The sequence below is a fragment of the Cellulosilyticum sp. I15G10I2 genome (genome assembly GCF_900095725.1).
In the GTDB taxonomy this organism is placed as follows: domain Bacteria; phylum Bacillota; class Clostridia; order Lachnospirales; family Cellulosilyticaceae; genus FMMP01.
Genome location: NZ_FMMP01000024.1, coordinates 1 through 18506, shown reverse-complemented (window position 1 = coordinate 18506; position 18506 = coordinate 1). Strand labels below are relative to the sequence as shown.

Genomic DNA, 18506 nt, shown 5'->3' with positions numbered 1-18506 from the left:
GTTACTCACCCGTCCGCCACTAACTAAGAGAGCAAGCTCTCTTAGTCCGTTCGACTTGCATGTGTTAAGCACGCCGCCAGCGTTCATCCTGAGCCAGGATCAAACTCTCATATAAAAGTTTGTCCAAACAGTAGTTAACTGTTTTTTGACTTAATTACTTGTACTTTACTACTAAAGTACTTGATTCGAACTCCAATAAAGAAGCTCTTTTGAATCGACTGGTTTTATGGTTACTATTCTATTTTCAAAGTTCATTAAGTGTTGATGTTCAAGCTCTGAGGCCTTTTCGTTTGTGTCGCTAACTAGTGGCGACTTGTATAATATTACACGAGTTCAACCAATATGTCAACACCTTTATTAAACTTTTTTCGATCTTTTTTGCTATTTCATTTAAACCTTTGTTTTTATTAGCTTTTCTTCTATATAATGCTATATATTTTTTCTATATATTTCTTATAATTTCTACTATACTACTTTTAAGCGTTTATGTAACAAAACTTTATTTTTATTCTTGCAGTATTTTACTGTATCACGGGATATTAATAGTGAAAGGAGTTGTATGATGGACAGAAAAACATTATTTACAAACGATGACGTTTTAAAAAGATATTCTGACATGGTCTATAAATTAGCATTATCTCAATGCAAAAACCCAACTAATGCTGATGATATTTTTCAAGAAGTTTTTCTTCAATATGTTAAATCTACTGTCGAGTTTGAAAGTGATGAACATATAAAGCATGGCTTATAAGAGTGACACTCAACTTCTGCAGAAAGCTTTGGCGTTCTGCTTGGTTTCGTAATACAGTTCCCCTGCAAGAAAACAGTACTTTTACGATTCAAGAAAAAAGTGATATCTTTTATACCGTTTTAGAATTACCTGCAAAATATCGTATAGTTATACATCTATACTACTATGAGAATTTATCAGTCAAGGAGATGAGTACTATACTTCATTTAAAAGAATCTACTATTACCTCACAGCTCTGCAGAGCTAGAAATCTCTTAAAAGAAAAGCTGGAAGGAGCATATACATATGATTTTATTTAATAAAGTTTACAAAGACACTTATAAAGAAATACCTATTCCCGAAAACTTGGTAAAAACGACAGCTTCCAAAATGAATAATTTACCCACGAACAATTCATGCTATAGTCTATATCTAAAACCTATTATTTCACTCTTAATGATAGTTACTCTTATATTAAGCATCACCCTTTTAAACAGTTTTGGTAACACAAAAAATAACTTTGTTCTAATGGTTTATGCTGCTGAAATTGGTAGTAATGACGTTCAAAGTGTGGAAATCACAAAAGAGCAGGGTCCTCCCATTATCTTAAAAAACATGTTTGATTTTGCAAGTTGGAGCAATGTTTCAGATTATGCTGAAGTCTATACAGATATTCAGTTTACTTGTGTTGGTGAAAATATTGATTCTATTACACTTTCAACGACTTCTGGGCAGTTTACAGAAAAAGTCATTCTAACCCCTGAACAAATTTTCGTTCCTCAATCTAAATCTTGTTTCAAAGAGCTTGGAATAGTTAAATCCTTTTATGATAGTGTACGGGGCGGTGTGGGATACATACATTTAGGTGAAAGCTATACAATAGCTTATGACGATCAAAACCTAAGACAATATGGTTTTAAATTTGATATTCCAAAATCCAAAGCAGAATCTACGCTTGATTTTTCTTCATTTAGTAATGTCATCACTATTACTGCCACTTTTAAAGATGGTACGGAGCTATCTAAAAAAGTAAAATTAAATTGTAATGGCAATGAAATATTCTTTACCGAAAAATAACTTGCTCTTCACTATCTTAACAAAAAACTCACCTCAAAATAATTATCTGAGATGAGTTTTTTATTCTATTAACTAGATTGTTTCCCACTGGCCTGTCCGGCCTGATTCAAATAATTGATCTATGATACGCATATTCATATAGCTATCCTGCAGCGAAACAGGAACTTCTGTATCTTCTGTTATAGCTTTAGCAAAGTTTTCAAAGAGTTCTCCATATTGATTGGTTGGTGTAAATTCTACCACTCTTTCCCCAAGGGCATTAACCACTTTAACTTGAGCTGATATATCGTAAGGATCATTAAAAGGTATAACAACTTCTAATGTACCATTTGAACCATAGACTTTTACTTCTTGTGCCGGATAAGATCCAGTGCCTACAGTAAATAACGCTCTAGCTTTTCCAAAATCAAGCATGCCGGATGACAACACATCAGTCCCTGTAGCATCCGAATAATGAATCATCCCCATTACTTTTTGAGGCTCTTTATTCATGATCCACCTCGCAGAAGATATGGCATAACAACCGATATCCATTAAAGATCCCCCGCCATATTCTTTAATATTTCTTATATTTTTAGGGTCGTTATTATTATAGGTGAAAATAGTATGAATGGCATGTACTTCACCAATGCCGCTCACTTTCATGAGTTCACGAACCATTTGCCATTTTGGATGGAAACGGTACATAAAAGCTTCCATAACCTTAACATCTTTTCCTTTTGCATATGTCATGAGTGTTTTCGTCTCTTCGGCTGTTAGTGTTAATGGCTTTTCACACAACACATGCTTACCTGCATCAATTGATTTCTTTACCCACTCTAAATGCATATGATTAGGTAGTGGAATATAAATAGCCTCAATTTCTGGATCTTCTAGTATTGCTTCGTAACTGCCATATGCTTTTGGTATGTCCCATTCTTTAGCTGCTTTTTCGGCTTTTTCAAGATTTCTTGAAGCTACAGCGATGACTTCTACACTTTTAGATTGGGTAAATGGAAGCATCATTCGTGTTAAAAGATGGCCTGATACCCCGAGTACTCCGATTTTAACTTTTGTCATGTCCTGTCCTCCTAAAATTTCTAATTGATATTGTATTGTTCCGGTTAGTTAAGTGACACCGTCTGAATTCTTGAGAACGTATCGATCTCATATTCATTAATTTTATTATCATACAAAAAGTAAAGTTTGTCACCTATATAGCATACACGATCTGTACTATTATAATAGCTATAGGGACTTCCGATCTTGCCTAGCTTTGCAGTTCCTACAAGTTTACCGTTTTTTATACCAAATACATAGGCGCCTTCAAAATCCTTTATATTGTCTGCTTGATTATAGTGAATAAAAACTGGAATAGCTAATAGCTGTTTTTCATTATGAACTGTAACCATTTTGTGATTTTCTGCAGCGCCAGTATAACTGCCGTTTGTCCCGAGAATAATATGATTGATTTCTTTTGGACAGGTTGGATCTTTTACATCAAAAAGTGATAGTTTTATCCCTGCTGCTATTACACCCGTCACTATTTCCTTGCCGTTTTCATCTCTTCTGATAATATCAGCAGTACTTCTGCCTATCCCCACCATCAGCTCATCTGTGATCGGATGCAGATATTGGCTAAACCCAGGCACTTTCAATTCCCCGAGTACTTGAGGCGCTTTCGCATTACTTAGGTCGATGACAAAGAGGGGATCTACTTGCTTAAAGGTTACCACATATCCTTTCTCACCTGTAAACCTTACACTATAAATTCTTTCACCAGGTGCTAGATTCTCAAGTTGACCTAATGTTTTTAACTGATTGTTTAAAACATAAACAGCACTTGTATTGGTAAAATAATCTGTGACTGCTATTCTAAAGTTCCCATTATACTCATCCATAGAAAATTGATTGAGCAAACTACCTTTTACATGTCCCGATACAGCATAGGTCACTTTCTGTTTATCTATATTATATTTACTGATAATAGTCGTTGTACTGCTACTATAAGAATAGCTGCTGCTTGTAAGGTATAGTGCTTTTTCATTCATATAGATTTCATCTGTTGCACCTAGCACCCCTTGTACTTCTACAGGTATCTTCTCATCAAGTTGAAGCGCTGTAATAAGTGTAAACCCCTGAGCCCTTTTCCAAGGTTGATACCATATGTTTTCTGGAACAATCGTTTTTACAGCATCACTTACTAAACTATCTTTATAAAGCGGTAAAATATCTTCTTCAATAAAGTTGTCCTCTAATACATGGTTATTCACCTTATTTGTAAGCATATAAACAGTCTGATCTATTTTTCTTACTGCGATTAAATTTCCCTCTGCTTCTATCTCTCGGATGAGTTTAGGTGCTCTCTTATCACTTAAATCATATACTTGAAGCGTACTAAAAGACTTATAAGTATCCCTATAATATGTATTCTTCATCACATTTGTTATTGTTGGTTCTATAGGAAAAACTTTTTTTATTTGCTGTCTTTTCCCTACAACGATAAGTGTATTATTATCTAAAAACATCGTATCAAAGGCTATGTTGCTTTCTTTTTTTGCTTCTATAATACTGACTGTTTTAAGCTGTTGCTTGGTATCTACAATGGCTATCTTGTCATTTCCAATCTTTTGATAGATAAAGCGGCTATCATTTTTAAGGGTATCAGCTTCGTCTACCCTCTCTACCTGTATGTTTGTTGCAGAGTAGCTTATTGCATCTAAAGACCCTTCAGCTGACTTAGATTCTGTGCTGCTAGTTGAAGGAAGGCTTGAAACATCTTCTGTATTATACCTGTAAAGATAACGACTGTCTTTTGTAATCACATGATTTTCTTTTAACACTTTAACCAGTTCCTCATAGGATTTTATTTTTGTAAGCTGATATGCCTCTACTAGGTCACTAGCTTGTACGATACCGCCCCAAAGAACCTGAGCTGCTGCTAAAACGCCTATCAAAAGTCCTATTCTAAATATCCTTTTAATTTTTTGCTTGTTCGCATACATGCCTCTATCTCCTTTCATCTATTAATTACCTTGCTGTTATTATATCACTTCCATTAACTTACAGTAAAGTTTTGTTACAATCGCAGGGCATATTTTAAACGCTTTACCGTCACCCTTTTTACCTAGGCACCTTTTTATCCTAAAAATCCACTAACTTTAGTTTTTCACCAAAATGAGTGGATTATTTTTGTCTATAATTTTCATTCTATATAATAGCTTACTTTCGGTGCTTCTATAGGACTTGGTATTTCTAAGTTTTTCAAAAGCTTATCAATCACCTTCCGTGGTACATTACGCTCTCTTTTGCCACTTCTTTTAAGAAGCACTTCATAAGGCGTTTCTATATAGATGATTTCTACATTCGCTTCATAGCTCATAAACAGCTTAACGAGTCTTGCTCGCATTTCTTTTGTTGTATTCGTTGCATTCCATATAAAGGACTTCTTTTCTCTTAGATATGCTTTTGCTTGCTCTTTAGCATATTGTGCAACTTTTCCTTGTTCATCTGTAGGGGCTATTTTTAAGCTTGTTCTAATTTCATCTAAAGTAATCACTTCTAAGCCCTCTCCATGGGTCTTGATCCATGTATCTTTTCCTGCTGCTGGTAGTCCTGAGAGTAACATAACCTTGAAGTTTTCTTTTTCATAAGCGGTATACTCTAATGCCCTTTCTTTTTTGTTAAAATACTCAAAGCGACTAAGTCCATTTGAGAAAGCTTTTGGTTTATTTAAGCACTCTTGTTCCTTGGCTGTATTTTTAAAAAGCTCAATGGCATCTAATAATTTATCCAAATCTCCACAGACGCGTCCTCTACAGTCTGCTTCTGCAATAAGCACAAGATCACTTAACTTTACCATTTGACTTGCTTCTATAATATACTTTTCTGGCTGTGGTTTATTCCAAAAGAATAAAGGTAAGCCATGATATCTTATAAGTTTACAGATCGTTTCTCTTTCTTTGAAATTAAAAGCCTTTCCCCACTTTTTATAAATAAGTTCTCTAACTAATACTTCTCCTTTTAAGGCATGTTTAGGTGAGACTATGCGTCCACCTTCCTCTTTGGTTGTAATGCCTTTTCCTAAATCATGGAAAAACGCTGCAAAAAAGACTATCTTTTTATCTTCAAGCCCCAGACTTTTAAATTCCTCTAATTTCAGCAGGGCCTCACACATCATTTGAGTGTGTATAAGTACATTTCCTTCACCATGATGTATTGTATCTTGTGGTATTTTTTTAAGGGACTTTACTTCTTTAAAAGTACTTAATAACGCCTCCCAGTTAAGACGTCCTTCTTCTATTCCAAATCTACTTAGCTCCAGCATAACTCTTCTCCTATTCAAATAGACTGCCAGGATTCTCTAGTTGATTTTCAATAATTGGCCGATCCAGCCAGTGTGTCTCAGAATCAACTATCTGCGTTTTAAAACTTTCCCGGACATACTTATAACGTTCACTTACTTTATATAGGTCTTCAACTTTAATATATATCCCTTCCATAATGCCCGATAAATCCGTCTCACTTTGTACTTTTATAAAATCCAATTCTTGTTTTTCACAAGCCTTTTTTAAGCGCTTGATGCTTTTCTCAGATATAAAGTAAGATGCACCTATAAGATTTCTTATCGTATCTATCTTTTCTATTTTGCCTTCATATAATACCTTTACACTATGAATAAAAGGATAGCTCTGTAACATTTTTCCTCTTTCCTTAGTACTTAAAAAGAGCTTTTCTTGTTTATCATACATATCAAATTCCATAAAATAATGGGGTAGTTGGTCATAAAATATCGTGTGTTTCGCATACATCCATTCTCCATACATAATATATCTGCTGCCTAATAACTTATAGAGCTCTTCCGAATACCTGCTTGACCAAGTCTTAAATAAATGAAAATGTTTTTCTCTGTGTCCCCCTGTTAGAAAATGACCTCTGCTTTGCAGTAATAACTGCCCGGACTGAGAAAAGCTTATCCCACTATTGGCTCCATCTATTTTCTCTTCCAAAACTACGTACTTACCCATAATTTGTTTAAAAGGCACTGCCTTTAAGTTATTATCTCCTGTTTGGAGCATTGAGCCTGTAATATGTTTTGTCCTTGGGTATTTTATTAACTCACTATGCATCGTTTCACATCCTTTCTTATTCAGATAGTATTGTATTCTGAATTAAAAAATTAAATACCTTTTATCCTAATTTATCATTTTTTGTATCTTCCCAAACAGAATATTTATTTATATTTAAGCAAATACTAAGTGCGTTAAAAAATATAAGGAGGTTAACACTATGGATAAAAACCGCGCAAAAGAAATCGCATCTTGCCCGACTATGATGAATGTAACCTGTAATGGCGTACCCATCTATATTGAAAATATAAATGAAAAAAGTAATACTGCTAATATCCATGCCCTTGATCAACCTGAAAGAAAAGAAGAAGTATCTTTATCAAGTTTAGTTGAACATTAATTTCTCTCATCAAGAAATCCACCATTCTCAGTCTCATACTGGATTGGTGGATTTTATCAGGTTCTTGGTTGAATACTAATAACAGATAACGGGAGTTCCTGGTTCAATATAATCGTAAATCATTTTTGCAATATTATTCGGACAATTTATACATCCGTGTGAGCCATCTGTTTTGTATATATTGCCGCCAAATACACTTCTCCAGTTGGCATCATGTATACCGATGCCGCCATTAAAAGGCATCCAGTAGTTAACAGGTGCTGCATACCCTGGCCCTCTTAGCACAGCGTTTTTAACTTTATATTTTAAGCTGTATACACCTTTAGGTGTTGTATGGCCCGCCCTTACATTACCTGTAACAATATCTCCCGAGACTATAAGCATACCATTTTTATAAAACCATATATGCTGATTAGTCAAATCTATTTCTACATAGGTATGACCAATATCACTGTTACCATAAGAAAGTATCGTTTGACCGTATACAGGCTCTGTTGTCAACGTTTGGCCTTCTTTTATTACTGAGATCAATTTCTGTATTTCTTCAGCCTTATTAATAGGCCTTAAAAAATCACCGCCGCCGATTTGTACTATTGCTCCTGATGATGCGGCAAAATTTCTTATTCTTCCTGGTGCATCATATTTTTCTGAAAGTCCATTTATGTATGCTTCTACCATCTTTTCATCAACCGTAACACAAAAGTTTTCATCAACTATAAGCCACTTATTAATTTCGTTCCCCTCTAAAACCTCTTGACTATTGCCAAATGTATAGGTGACTTTTGAAGACACATATTTATTAAGTGCGTCTCTCACCTCTAGAATTTCTTGTGATTTTGAATGATACTGTGGCGCTATATAACAATTGATTTGTTCTAAATCGATTGTCAATTCTTTCTTAAGCAGACCCTCTTCAATATGCGTATATAGAAGCGCTTTATCTATCTTGTTCCCAGGAATTTCATCTACAATAACATACTTATTATCTACATATTGAAAACTCGGATTTTTAGGTTCCACTACCTGTGCGCTATTAAAACAATAAAGTCTATCTATTCGTTCGCGAAGTAGTTTTTCATCATATGTCATACCTGCTGTCATTTTAAAACCTTTTGTATCAAAACATGCTACAATCCATCTCAAAGGATTTTGATCCTCTTTAAGTTTATTAAATGCTTCATCAGATTCATAGCTTAAACCTACGTCACCTGCTTTTATCTGTTCACTTTTTCCACCTCGCTCTTTAAGATCTAACCTATAATTCTGAAGGTCAGACATCATGAGCTCTTCCACAGCTTCTACCGATTTTCCCGAAACATTAATCCCATTAATTTCAGAACCAAAATAAAAGTGATTGATAAAATAGACTGTCATTCCCAAATAAAAAATAATTAAAGTACAAGAAACACTGATTATGCCGGCAATAAGCATCTTATAAATCCTTTTTGGTTTCTTGACTGCTTTTTCTACTGGATGCTCTACTGCATTTTCTTCATTATGATCTGCTAATTCTTCTGTTTCACTTGCTGCTGTGGTCGCTATTTGTTTATCTAACAAACTTTCTACTTTATCTTCTATTGGCACTTCTACTTCGTTGTCCCCTCCCTTCTCTTCGTGCTTTTCTGCCTGCGCCTCGACCTTATTCTCCCCACGTTCTTCTACTTGCTGGGCTCCCCTATTCTCTTCATATTCTTCTGCTCCCTTTTCTACTATATTCTCTTTACGCCCTTCTACTGCCTTCTCTCCCTCCTTCTCTACTGCATTTAACGCGCCCTCTTCTACTGGGCTTTCTGTTTCCTTTTCCATAATACCTACCCCTTTAAACTTCAAAAAAATCTACATTCCATTTTATGTAGGAGTATACGTACTTAAAACAACTATTTGAGATTCTATAACTATTAATAACCCCCACATTTCTGACCAAATATCAGAAATATGGGGGCTATACTCGTGGCATTTTTTGATTTAACTTCAGTAAAGCTAAGCCTTTCTTAGCAGGATCCTGGTGTGAGTGTACTGCACTTTCTTCAATATAAAAAGCTACTTAAATGCATAATAAAATTCCCTTAAATCACTTTTAATTTCCTCTGATAGATTATGCCATCTCACGCCTTGGATTGCTCCTTCCAAAGCACATAATCGGTTAATACAAGCTGAATCATCAACTGCTCTAATTTTAAGCCAAGCCTGTTTACTTCCAATTTCTATTAATTCATTAAGTGTTTTGATACCAACTGAGTTTAGCTGTTCTTCAACATTCTTACCAATATTAGGTAGTTTTGATAATTCTCCCATTTTCATATTCTCCTTTGACTAACAAAATAAAAAATATATAACCTCTTCCCCTTGTATTACACTGTTTCTATTCAAAAATAAATATCTTCTGCTATCACTTGTATGTAATTGAAATATTCCGTTATCACTTAGACGTCTTAACATATTATCTTAGCTTATTATTAAGTTGCTTTAGTTTCGTATTGTGTCTCCTAATTGTATCATATTATTTAGAAAATTACATATCTAGCTTAAGTATGCTCAATTTTAAAAATAATTATAGTGATTATCTATTTAAAAGTTTGTACCGCATTAAAAGGAGGGCAATAAATTGCTCCCCTTTTAATGCAGTCTATTCTATTTAATTACTTTAAATATACTCTAATTCGTCTTTTTAGACTTCATTCTATTTGTTGGTGGCATGATTACAGTATCAATCGCATGGATTATTCCATTTTTCGCCATAATGTCAGTGACTATAACTTTAGCACCATTAATAAATACTGAACCATCCTTAACTTCTATTTTAGCCTTATCCCCATTTACCATAGTTATCTCTTTACCATCTAATTTAAGAGCTTCTTCTGCAGGAACCCTACCTGCAACAACATGATAAGTTAGAATATTTACAAGTGTATCCTTGTTTTCAGGTTTTAGAAGTTCCTCTAGTGTGCCTGCTGGTAGTTTGGCAAATGCATCGTCTGTAGGCGCAAATACAGTAAAAGGACCATTCCCTTTAAGTGTATCAACTAACTCCGCAGCCTTTAACGCAGCTACTAAAGTTTCAAATCTATCATCACCTGCAGCAATATCAACAATATCCATTGACATCGTTGAATTTTGTTTCTCTGCATACTTCATACCTTGTGAATTAGCAGCACACCCTAGCTTAAGCATCCTGTTGGTATTTGCAAATAAAGAACCCTGAATGATTGATACCATCATTAGTAAGGTTATCATAATACTGATTTTCTTCTTCATAGTAAAACTCCTTTGCTATTTATCATTTACAATTTCTTTTTCAGTTTAAGTTTAACCATTAAAACAATTATTATGCTATTTGGATGCTTGTTTGAATATCTTTCCATTCTAGATCTGTTTTTCTAATCTCTTTAAAACCTATCACTTCTTTTTGGAATAAGTCGTATAATTTTATCATCAGTTGTATCCGGCTCACCTCTTCCATCCCTGTTACTCGTTGCCAAATAAATTGACCCATCACGCGACTGAATAACCTCCCGTAAACGTCCGTACTCATTTTGCAGCCAAAATTCTACCTGCTCCACTTCTAACCCTTCTTCATCTAAAGAAATCACTAGCAGTTGTGTGCCGCGTAAGTTTGCCACGAGTAATTTACCTTGCCATGGTCCTTGATTCACAAAGGCTATACCTGATGGGGCCCAAGTAACTTCCCCGCTATGCAGTATTGGTTTTTTTACTTCAATAGCCTCTGTCTTTTCATCGCCTTTAACAAGTGGCCATCCATAGTTAGCCCCCGGTTCAATACTATTTATTTCATCATATGCTATTGGCCCGTGTTCTGAGGCATATAAAATGTTTTGTGTATGCCATGCTAAGCCCTGAGGATTACGATGACCCAAGCTATAAACTGGTGAATTTGGGATTGGATTATCTTCTGGAATACTGCCGTCTAATGCTATGCGCAAAATCTTTCCAGCTGTACTTGCACGTTCTTGTGCCAATGCAGGTACACCTGCATCTCCTGTTGCAATATAGAGTTTTTGATCTGGACCTATTTTTATCCTGCCGCCATTATGAATACGTCCCCCGGGAATACCCTCTATCAGTACCTGATCAATAATTGCTCTATTATCCTGCTTAATTAATCTTATAACGCGATTATAGATTTGATTACCTTCATTATAGGTATGCATAACATACATATAATGATTTTGTGAAAAATCAGGGTCTAGTGCAATCCCCATCAAGCCACCTTCTCCAGAACTTACAAAAGGTGGTCCCAATGTGATAATGGGCTCCGGCTGGAGTTCACCCTCTTCAATCACTCTAATTGCGCCAGACCGCTCTGTAAAATAAATTTTACCTTCATCACTTATAGCTATGCCCCACGGTATATGTAAATTTTCAGCAACAACTTCTATTTCGTAGGGCAACTGTCTTGATCTGGCTAGGTTTGTTTTGGCATACGTTACCCTATAGTGTCGCCATATTATATAAAATAAAATCAGATAAATAATCTCTTTCATTCTCCACCCTCCAACTTACACTATACTCTATTCTATTAAGAAACATAGTAAAAGATGAGGATCATACAGGCCTAATCAGTGATAAAAACTTTTTCTAAGTATACGTACCACTTATTACTTTTAGATTATTCTAACTTATTATATAATGATATTTAAGTAGTACAAAATATTAAGTGAAAGAAGTGATCATTTGAAAAAAATATATGGTATACAATCAGCTATTCTTTTATTTGTAGGTGTCGGAGCATTATTTGGGGGTCTATTAGCAATCTCAGATCCTTACGGTGTTTCATATGGTGCATCAACTGATTTATTGAAAAAAGGGCCCTTTACTAACTTCCTCATTCCTGGATTATTTTTGTTACTTATAATAGGCTTAGGCCATCTGATTTCATTTATATTTGTGAAATTCAAATTGAAGTTTCATGTTTATATTAGCGGGGGAGCTGGGTGTATATTAATGGCCTGGATTCTGATTCAATGCTATATGTTGAATGCTATTCATCTATTACATATTATTTTCTTTCTTATAGGTTTATTTGAAAGTTTAATTGCCTTATATATGCTGATTAAACTGAAGCTATTTCCTTTTACTCATAAATTCCAATAGCCTTAAGTATCTCATTATAGCTACCAACAATGAAGAATTATTACTTGTCACGCTTAGTCTAATATTGGAATACTATATACTATCTGTGAAAGGAGGTATTTCTATGTACAATTATAGATATGGCGCTGGCTTTTTTAATCCTTACTTTGCACCACGCAGTTATGGCTTTGTAGACCCTTATTATGCAGCATTTAACTATTTCTTCCCTGGACACACCTTTAAAATATGCCGCACACAAGCTTCTCCAAAATGTCATGGTGGCTATAATTACTACTACTAATCTTCTTCAAATCACTTTAGAACTTCTTCTCCTACACTCAAAACAAAACATTTATTGCTGATAACATGTCTTAAACGGAGTGTAAAAATGAGAGGAGACAGCTTATTACCTTGGCTGCCTCCTCTCATTTTCATTGTGGTAATTGAAACATGGCGAAAAAAACAAGAGCATATTCATTAACCCTAAGTATAACCCTATACTATAAAAGATTTGATGACCATGCTCTTTTCTTATTATTTATTTACATATTATTGAAGAATTTATCCACAAAGTAAAGCCCAGCTCCTGTCGCAACAGAATACTTCTTCTTTTTGAAAGGTGTTAGAAAAGTCCTTGAGTCCTCACCAAATGGGCTTCTGCGACTTACTTTCTCGTATAGGACATCCATATAGTCTTGCATAAAAACACCTACATCGCCACCCAAAATAATTTTGCATCCAAACAACATTCTAATATCACTTACAGCAATAGCCAGGTGATTCAAATAATCATCCCATACCTTAATCAATCTTTCTTCTCCCTGCTCGAGCCGCTCAAAAAACAAATCCAAGTCGCCATCCGCATAGTTTTCAAGTACCTCTGCACTACAATAGGCATCTAAACACCCTTTTTGCCCACAATAGCACTGCTTCCCATTCGGAATGATATTTAAATGGCCTACCTCACCACTGTATAAGCCATCCCCCAAATAGATATTATCATTCAGCAACACTGACCCTCCTACACTATGGCATAAGCGAAAATAAAATGCATTGTGCAGTTCAGATGACATCCAGCTCTCAGAAAAAACAGAGGCATACGAGTCGTGAATGAGTTTTGTGGAATACGGAATATACTTTGAAAACTCTTCACACGTCATTCCGGTATTATCAATAACTCTTCCATCTACTACATAATCTTCTTCATGATTAACAATACCAGGGACAGCAATACCTACCCCCAAGATTTTGCCTCGGTCTAATTGCGCACTTTCAATAATTCTCTCTACTGCCTCTCCGAGCAGCTTTAAATAGCCATCATTGCGCTTATACTCTATCTTTTGATAAATATGCTTAATATCATCACCGTTCAAATCTACAATAGTACTTATAATATGATTTTTTGCGATATCTAGCCCAATTGCAACTTTTACATCCGCAACATAGGAATGAGCGATAGGATTTCTCCCACCGGATTTATTAACAACTTTATCTTCTGAACTTATCAGCCCCTGTTTTGCTAAATAATCCAAATTCTGAGTAACCGTAGGCAAACTTAGCTTTAAATCGTATGCAATATCTTTTGTTGTTGCCAAACCTTTTTCACGAATATAAAAATATATTCTGTTACGGTTGCTTTGCTTAATGTCAAAAATATTCATATAATGCTTGTATGATATTAATAGAAGCTGACATCACACGTTCCCTTTCCTTTCATTTTATATTTTAATGCTGCTATAATGCGCTTAACTCTTAAATTCTCCAACGACCATGCTGGCTTCTAAAAGTTGCTCTATCCTCCCCTGCTTCTTTAAGCAGAACAACCTCATCATTGGTCTTGAATCTACAGTACATTACAACAAAAACCTAGTTTCATTTCTGTATTGCTTTCATTTAAAGATTTGTGTCATTATCCCTATTCAAATTGGTATCTTCTTAAGCACTAGATCCCTCATCCTAAGACGAAGAGACATAGTGCAGATTCAAGCCAAAACTGATGTGCAGAGTATTCAACAAGCAATTAACAAATCAACCTCAGTCTTATCTGTAGATTATTATTATATCATAAAATGATGTCGATTTGTATCTAAGAAGAACTTCCAAAAATCAGCAAGAATCTATGTATCTATTGTCCATAATTATTATGACAAACCCAAAATATTCATGTCAAGTCCTAATTAATCACTAGATTTAAAATGGGATGCTCAAACTTTACATTGAGCACCCCTCTGTACTATTTTTTTTCATTTATAGCATTATTTTTAAGCTCTTTTAATCGTTTCATGACATCATTCTCGCCTCTACCAAAGTAATCATGAAGTATTTTATACTCTTTGAAAAGCAGATTGTATCTTGCCACGTTTTCTTTGTTTGGTATATAGACTGTATCCTGAAGTCTTGACATCTTCTCAGAAGCTTCTTCGATGCTGCCATAGCCACCTTTTGCTGCCCCAGCTGCAACAGCACCAAACAATGCTGCGCCAAGAGCTGGTGCTTGCTTGGATGATGATATGCGAATTTCAGTATTCGTTACATCTGCATAGATCTGCATCATCATTGCATTTTTTTGTGAGATCCCGCCTGCAGCGTAAAGCTCATTAATTGGAACGCCACCTTCTTTAAAGGCTTCAATGATGATTTTTGTTCCAAAAGCTGTTGCTTCAATCAGAGCACGATAAATTTCTTCAGGTTTTGTCTGTAACGTTGCTCCAATCAACAAACCTGTTAAATCAGCATCTGTTAGGACACTTCTATTCCCATTCCACCAGTCAAGCGCCAGAAGGCCGCTTTCGCCTGGTAATTGATCTTTAACTTTATCCACTAATATTTGATGTACATCCATACCTTTTTCTTTGGCCTCATCGAAATAAGCCTTAGGTACACAGTTATTAACAAACCAGTCAAAGTGATCCCCTACGCAAGCTTGGCCAGCTTCATAGGCATAGTAACCTGGCACTACACCATCTTCTACAACACCACCAACACCAGGAATAAAATGTTCTTCTTCACTCATCATGATATGGCATGTGCTTGTTCCCATGATCATTAACATCTTTCCAGGACCTGTTATCTTAACTGCCGGAAGGGCCACATGTGCATCAACGTTTGCTACCGCAACAGCTGTTCCTTCAAGCAGTCCAGTAAGAGACGCTGCTTCACGTGTCAAATAACCAGCACAGTCAGTTGTTGCATAAATTTCATGACTTAGTTTTTCATCAACGAAGTTTTCCATCTTAGGATCCAGCGCCGCGAAGAATGCTTTACTTGGATAACCATCTTTCTTTGACCATACCGCTTTATAGCCTGCCTGACACAAGCTGCGTTTTTCTTCGCCTATAAGCTGCCAAACAACCCAATCGCCAGCTTCTATAAATTTGGCCATTCTATTGTAAATTTCTTCATCTTCATGTAAGATCTGCATAGCTTTTGGTACAACCCACTCAGATGACATTCTTCCGCCATAACGTTTTATAAAATCCTCTCCACGTTTGTAGGTCACTTCATTGAATAAGTCAGCTTCATACTGAGCTGCGTGATGTTTCCATAACTTAACGTAAGCATGTGGTCTGTCTTTAAATTCATCTAAGAAGCAAAGAGGCGTTCCATCGCTATCAACAGGCAAAACAGTACAAGATGTGAAATCTACCCCTATACCAATAATTTGTTCATTGCTGATACCACTAACTCTAAGAACTTCCGCAACGCCGCTCTTAAGCACTTCTAAATAATCTGCTGGGTGCTGCAATGCTGTTTCAGGTGCTAAGCGTACTTTACTTCCTGGTAAATACGTATCCATAATGCTGTGTTTGTACTCAACTACAGAAAAACATATTTCTTCTCCATTGTCCACATCGACCAATACTACACGACCTGATAAGGTCCCATAATCGATCCCTAAAGTATATTTCTTCATTGATGCCCCTCCTCTAATACTAGTGTCTATTTGGTTTTAGAAACAACTGAAAGCGCCGTCGATCACAAAATCTGATCCTGTCGTAAAATCACTAGTATCGCCTGCAAGGTATACTGCAATAGCCTGAAGTTCATCAGGTCTTCCTAAACGGCCCATTGGTGCCATACCATTCCACTCTGCAATGAGTGCTTTAAGATGTGGTGCTTCCATAACTAGGTCAGTACCGATATACCCTGGGCTGATGCTGTTAACGCGAACACCTTTTTTAGCAAACTCAATTGCCATTGATTTTGTAAGCTGAATAACACCTGCTTTTGAAGCGTTGTAAGCGCATTGTGGCTGAGGTACATTAACAATATGTCCTGACATAGATGCTGTATTGATGATTGATCCTTTACCTTGTTTAAGCATTACTTTAGCCGCAGCTTGTGATGTCAGAAATACACCTGTTAAGTTAATATCAATTACTTTTCTAAACTGATCAGCAGTCATCTCATCAGCTGGAATATTCATACATATACCTGCATTACAAAATGCTACATCTAATTTACCAAAAGTATCTAAAATAGTCGCCATCATTGCATCTACATCTTCTTGGAGTGTAACATCTGCCTTAATTGCAATGGCTTTAACACCAATTGTATCAACAATCTCATTAGCTGTTTTTGTTGCTTCTTCAATATCCATATCAACGATAGCCACATGACTTCCAGCTTCTGCTATCGCTGTAGCAATTGCTTTACCAATCCCTCTTGCCCCGCCTGTAACAAATGATACTTTACCGTCTAATCTCATTCTTTCCATAATTCCCATAGTGATAGTCTCCTTTTTATATGTTTTTTATTTTTATTTTATATGTTTTTATTAACATTAACCTTCTATCTTACACAACACTTTGTTATTTATTTAACATTTGAGTATTTAAAAATAGCAGCATCTTACCTTCTTATTCCTAGTAGTTCCAGTGCAACAAGCCCGCTTTCGCGGAACTTGCTGGGATAAAATCTACATGTCTGAAGCTGTATGAAGTGAGTTATAATTAACCCTCATCACCATCAACATCTATTAAAACTTTCATGGTGGTCTCATGGTTATTATCAATATAATGATATGCTTCCGGATAATCCTTGAAATCAAAATGCTTGCTCATGAGTGGTTTAAGCTGAATTTTACCTTCCTCAACTAAACGAATGGCTTCTAAATAATCTTCATGTCTATACATCATAGATGTATATAAATCCACTTCAGAATCGTTTAACTTTGCAAGATCTACAGTTGCCATACCTGCAAATACAGCTAACAGAACGATGATACTTCCTTTTCTCGCATTTGCAATAGCCTGCCCCATTGTGATGTCGTTGCCTGCACAATCATAGATTATATCAGCCTTATCCTTTCCAAAACACTCAACAACCACCTTAGCAAAATCAACGTGCTTTGTGTTATACACGTAATCGGCACCACATCTTTTAGCAAGGTCTAAACGATAATCAGAAATATCCGTCATCATGACCTCTGCCGCACCATAAGCTTTTAAGGTTTGGCACAATAATATCCCAATCGGTCCTGCACCGAGTACTACCACTTTCTTGTCCTTAACATCACCTGAACGCTTGCAGGCATGAACAGTAACAGCCAGAGGTTCAATCATTGCACCTTCATCATATGACATACCATCAGGCAGTGGTGTAATTTTTGAGGCATCTACTGCAAAATATTCACTAGCAGTACCTATTGTCTGGAAACCCATAACTTTCAAATCTTCACATAAGTTATATTTACCATGCGTACATGGATAGCACTCACCACAATATACCTGTGGTTCAATCGTTACCTTCTGTCCTACTTGAAGTCCAGTAACAGCTTTACCTAAAGCTATAATCTTTGCCGACACCTCATGTCCCTGAATCAGCGGATAACTAACATAAGGATGCTGTCCGTGATTGACATGCATATCACTTCCGCATACACCGATTCTCTTTATTTGTACCAATACCTGTTCTGGTTTTATCTCAGGTACCGGAATCTCTTTAAACTCTATCTCATGAGGTGCTGCCATTACTGCCTGAAGCATTTTATCTTTCATAAACATCCTCCTGTATTATTGACTTTAGATCGCCTTTAGTGCGCTACACGACGTTTTTGAATACTATCAAAGCCTACTGCAAGTGCAAGTACTATACCTTTAACAACCATCTGCATGTATGTACTTACGTTTAAGAGAACCATACCATTGGTAAGTATACC

At 35.8% G+C, this 18506-nt stretch carries 18 protein-coding genes and 1 rRNA gene; 6 read left to right on the top strand and 13 right to left on the bottom strand.

Going from position 1 to position 18506, the window contains the following annotated elements; translation table 11 throughout:
* Positions 1-115 (bottom strand): 16S ribosomal RNA (locus tag BN3326_RS18465); the annotation flags it as partial.
* A 447-nt stretch (positions 116-562) separates the two neighbouring features.
* On the opposite strand from BN3326_RS18465, the gene BN3326_RS22460 reads away from it, so the two are divergent.
* From BN3326_RS22460 to BN3326_RS18455, 3 genes are read left to right on the top strand one after another with little or no spacing between them, the layout of a single operon-like run.
* Entirely contained in the window at positions 563-751 is a 189-nt protein-coding gene (locus BN3326_RS22460) for an RNA polymerase sigma factor (RefSeq protein WP_242876033.1), read from the top strand.
* 2 nt (positions 752-753) lie between these two features.
* The gene (locus BN3326_RS22920) at positions 754-1050 is read left to right on the top strand and encodes a sigma factor-like helix-turn-helix DNA-binding protein (protein WP_242876032.1); all 297 of its coding nucleotides are present in this window, start codon (positions 754-756) and stop codon (positions 1048-1050) included.
* Positions 1037-1807: a hypothetical protein gene (locus BN3326_RS18455; RefSeq protein ID WP_070000733.1), complete on the top strand. Its 771-nt coding sequence runs from the start codon at positions 1037-1039 to the stop codon at positions 1805-1807. The genes BN3326_RS22920 and BN3326_RS18455 overlap by 14 nt, the downstream gene beginning before the upstream one ends.
* 72 nt (positions 1808-1879) lie before the next feature.
* On the opposite strand, the gene BN3326_RS18450 is transcribed toward BN3326_RS18455, so the two are convergent.
* The 4 genes from BN3326_RS18450 to BN3326_RS18435 form a co-directional block, all read right to left on the bottom strand.
* Positions 1880-2866, bottom strand: coding sequence for a Gfo/Idh/MocA family protein (locus BN3326_RS18450; RefSeq protein ID WP_070000732.1), 987 nt, complete (start codon positions 2864-2866; stop codon positions 1880-1882).
* A 44-nt stretch (positions 2867-2910) separates the two neighbouring features.
* Positions 2911-4809 (bottom strand): beta-propeller domain-containing protein, encoded by a 1899-nt coding sequence (locus tag BN3326_RS18445; protein ID WP_083258943.1) that lies wholly within the window; start codon positions 4807-4809, stop codon positions 2911-2913.
* Positions 4810-4991: 182 nt separating this feature from the next.
* Positions 4992-6113, bottom strand: coding sequence for an AAA family ATPase (locus BN3326_RS18440; protein WP_070000730.1), 1122 nt, complete (start codon positions 6111-6113; stop codon positions 4992-4994).
* Positions 6114-6123: 10 nt separating this feature from the next.
* Positions 6124-6915 (bottom strand): RNA ligase family protein, encoded by a 792-nt coding sequence (locus BN3326_RS18435; RefSeq protein ID WP_070000729.1) that lies wholly within the window; start codon positions 6913-6915, stop codon positions 6124-6126.
* A 160-nt stretch (positions 6916-7075) separates the two neighbouring features.
* On the opposite strand from BN3326_RS18435, the gene BN3326_RS18430 reads away from it, so the two are divergent.
* Positions 7076-7255, top strand: coding sequence for an H-type small acid-soluble spore protein (locus tag BN3326_RS18430; RefSeq protein ID WP_070000728.1), 180 nt, complete (start codon positions 7076-7078; stop codon positions 7253-7255).
* A 75-nt stretch (positions 7256-7330) separates the two neighbouring features.
* Here BN3326_RS18430 and BN3326_RS18425 read toward each other — a convergent pair whose 3' ends face one another.
* The 4 genes from BN3326_RS18425 to BN3326_RS18410 form a co-directional block, all read right to left on the bottom strand.
* Positions 7331-9061, bottom strand: a complete 1731-nt coding sequence (locus BN3326_RS18425) for a L,D-transpeptidase family protein (RefSeq protein ID WP_242876031.1) — start codon at positions 9059-9061, stop codon at positions 7331-7333.
* Positions 9062-9295: 234 nt separating this feature from the next.
* Positions 9296-9550: a TfoX/Sxy family protein gene (locus BN3326_RS18420; RefSeq protein WP_070000727.1), complete on the bottom strand. Its 255-nt coding sequence runs from the start codon at positions 9548-9550 to the stop codon at positions 9296-9298.
* A 360-nt stretch (positions 9551-9910) separates the two neighbouring features.
* Positions 9911-10510, bottom strand: coding sequence for a fasciclin domain-containing protein (locus BN3326_RS18415; protein ID WP_070000726.1), 600 nt, complete (start codon positions 10508-10510; stop codon positions 9911-9913).
* 131 nt (positions 10511-10641) lie between these two features.
* Positions 10642-11757 (bottom strand): PQQ-dependent sugar dehydrogenase, encoded by a 1116-nt coding sequence (locus BN3326_RS18410; RefSeq protein WP_070000725.1) that lies wholly within the window; start codon positions 11755-11757, stop codon positions 10642-10644.
* Positions 11758-11947: 190 nt separating this feature from the next.
* On the opposite strand from BN3326_RS18410, the gene BN3326_RS18405 reads away from it, so the two are divergent.
* Positions 11948-12367 (top strand): hypothetical protein, encoded by a 420-nt coding sequence (locus BN3326_RS18405; protein ID WP_070000724.1) that lies wholly within the window; start codon positions 11948-11950, stop codon positions 12365-12367.
* A 103-nt stretch (positions 12368-12470) separates the two neighbouring features.
* Positions 12471-12647 carry a hypothetical protein gene (locus BN3326_RS22120; protein ID WP_171903867.1) on the top strand — a complete coding sequence of 59 codons (177 nt, stop codon included), beginning with the start codon at positions 12471-12473 and terminating at the stop codon, positions 12645-12647.
* A 241-nt stretch (positions 12648-12888) separates the two neighbouring features.
* Here BN3326_RS22120 and BN3326_RS18400 read toward each other — a convergent pair whose 3' ends face one another.
* The 4 genes from BN3326_RS18400 to BN3326_RS18385 form a co-directional block, all read right to left on the bottom strand.
* Positions 12889-14007 (bottom strand): ROK family transcriptional regulator, encoded by a 1119-nt coding sequence (locus BN3326_RS18400; protein WP_070000723.1) that lies wholly within the window; start codon positions 14005-14007, stop codon positions 12889-12891.
* A gap of 572 nt (positions 14008-14579) precedes the next feature.
* Positions 14580-16259 carry a ribulokinase gene (araB, locus tag BN3326_RS18395; protein WP_070000722.1) on the bottom strand — a complete coding sequence of 560 codons (1680 nt, stop codon included), beginning with the start codon at positions 16257-16259 and terminating at the stop codon, positions 14580-14582.
* A 36-nt stretch (positions 16260-16295) separates the two neighbouring features.
* On the bottom strand, positions 16296-17072 hold the full coding sequence (locus BN3326_RS18390) for an SDR family oxidoreductase (protein WP_070000721.1): 777 nt from the start codon (positions 17070-17072) through the stop codon (positions 16296-16298).
* 226 nt (positions 17073-17298) lie between these two features.
* Complete coding sequence (locus BN3326_RS18385; RefSeq protein ID WP_070000734.1) at positions 17299-18333, bottom strand: zinc-dependent alcohol dehydrogenase; 1035 nt, start codon at positions 18331-18333, stop codon at positions 17299-17301.
* Between the last annotated feature and the right edge of the window lie 173 nt (positions 18334-18506).

Bases quoted from the DNA above. Each gene is read 5' to 3' on its own strand.
- BN3326_RS22460 (WP_242876033.1), top strand. From the start codon at position 563: ATGGACAGAAAAACATTATTTACAAACGATGACGTTTTAAAAAGATAT.
- BN3326_RS18455 (WP_070000733.1), top strand. From the start codon at position 1,037: ATGATTTTATTTAATAAAGTTTACAAAGACACTTATAAAGAAATACCT.
- BN3326_RS18450 (WP_070000732.1), bottom strand. From the start codon at position 2,866: ATGACAAAAGTTAAAATCGGAGTACTCGGGGTATCAGGCCATCTTTTA.
- BN3326_RS18445 (WP_083258943.1), bottom strand. From the start codon at position 4,809: ATGAAAGGAGATAGAGGCATGTATGCGAACAAGCAAAAAATTAAAAGG.
- BN3326_RS18440 (WP_070000730.1), bottom strand. From the start codon at position 6,113: ATGCTGGAGCTAAGTAGATTTGGAATAGAAGAAGGACGTCTTAACTGG.
- BN3326_RS18435 (WP_070000729.1), bottom strand. From the start codon at position 6,915: ATGCATAGTGAGTTAATAAAATACCCAAGGACAAAACATATTACAGGC.
- BN3326_RS18430 (WP_070000728.1), top strand. From the start codon at position 7,076: ATGGATAAAAACCGCGCAAAAGAAATCGCATCTTGCCCGACTATGATG.
- BN3326_RS18425 (WP_242876031.1), bottom strand. From the start codon at position 9,061: ATGGAAAAGGAAACAGAAAGCCCAGTAGAAGAGGGCGCGTTAAATGCA.
- BN3326_RS18420 (WP_070000727.1), bottom strand. From the start codon at position 9,550: ATGGGAGAATTATCAAAACTACCTAATATTGGTAAGAATGTTGAAGAA.
- BN3326_RS18415 (WP_070000726.1), bottom strand. From the start codon at position 10,510: ATGAAGAAGAAAATCAGTATTATGATAACCTTACTAATGATGGTATCA.
- BN3326_RS18410 (WP_070000725.1), bottom strand. From the start codon at position 11,757: ATGAAAGAGATTATTTATCTGATTTTATTTTATATAATATGGCGACAC.
- BN3326_RS22120 (WP_171903867.1), top strand. From the start codon at position 12,471: ATGTACAATTATAGATATGGCGCTGGCTTTTTTAATCCTTACTTTGCA.
- BN3326_RS18400 (WP_070000723.1), bottom strand. From the start codon at position 14,007: ATGAATATTTTTGACATTAAGCAAAGCAACCGTAACAGAATATATTTT.
- araB (WP_070000722.1), bottom strand. From the start codon at position 16,259: ATGAAGAAATATACTTTAGGGATCGATTATGGGACCTTATCAGGTCGT.
- BN3326_RS18390 (WP_070000721.1), bottom strand. From the start codon at position 17,072: ATGGGAATTATGGAAAGAATGAGATTAGACGGTAAAGTATCATTTGTT.
- BN3326_RS18385 (WP_070000734.1), bottom strand. From the start codon at position 18,333: ATGCTTCAGGCAGTAATGGCAGCACCTCATGAGATAGAGTTTAAAGAG.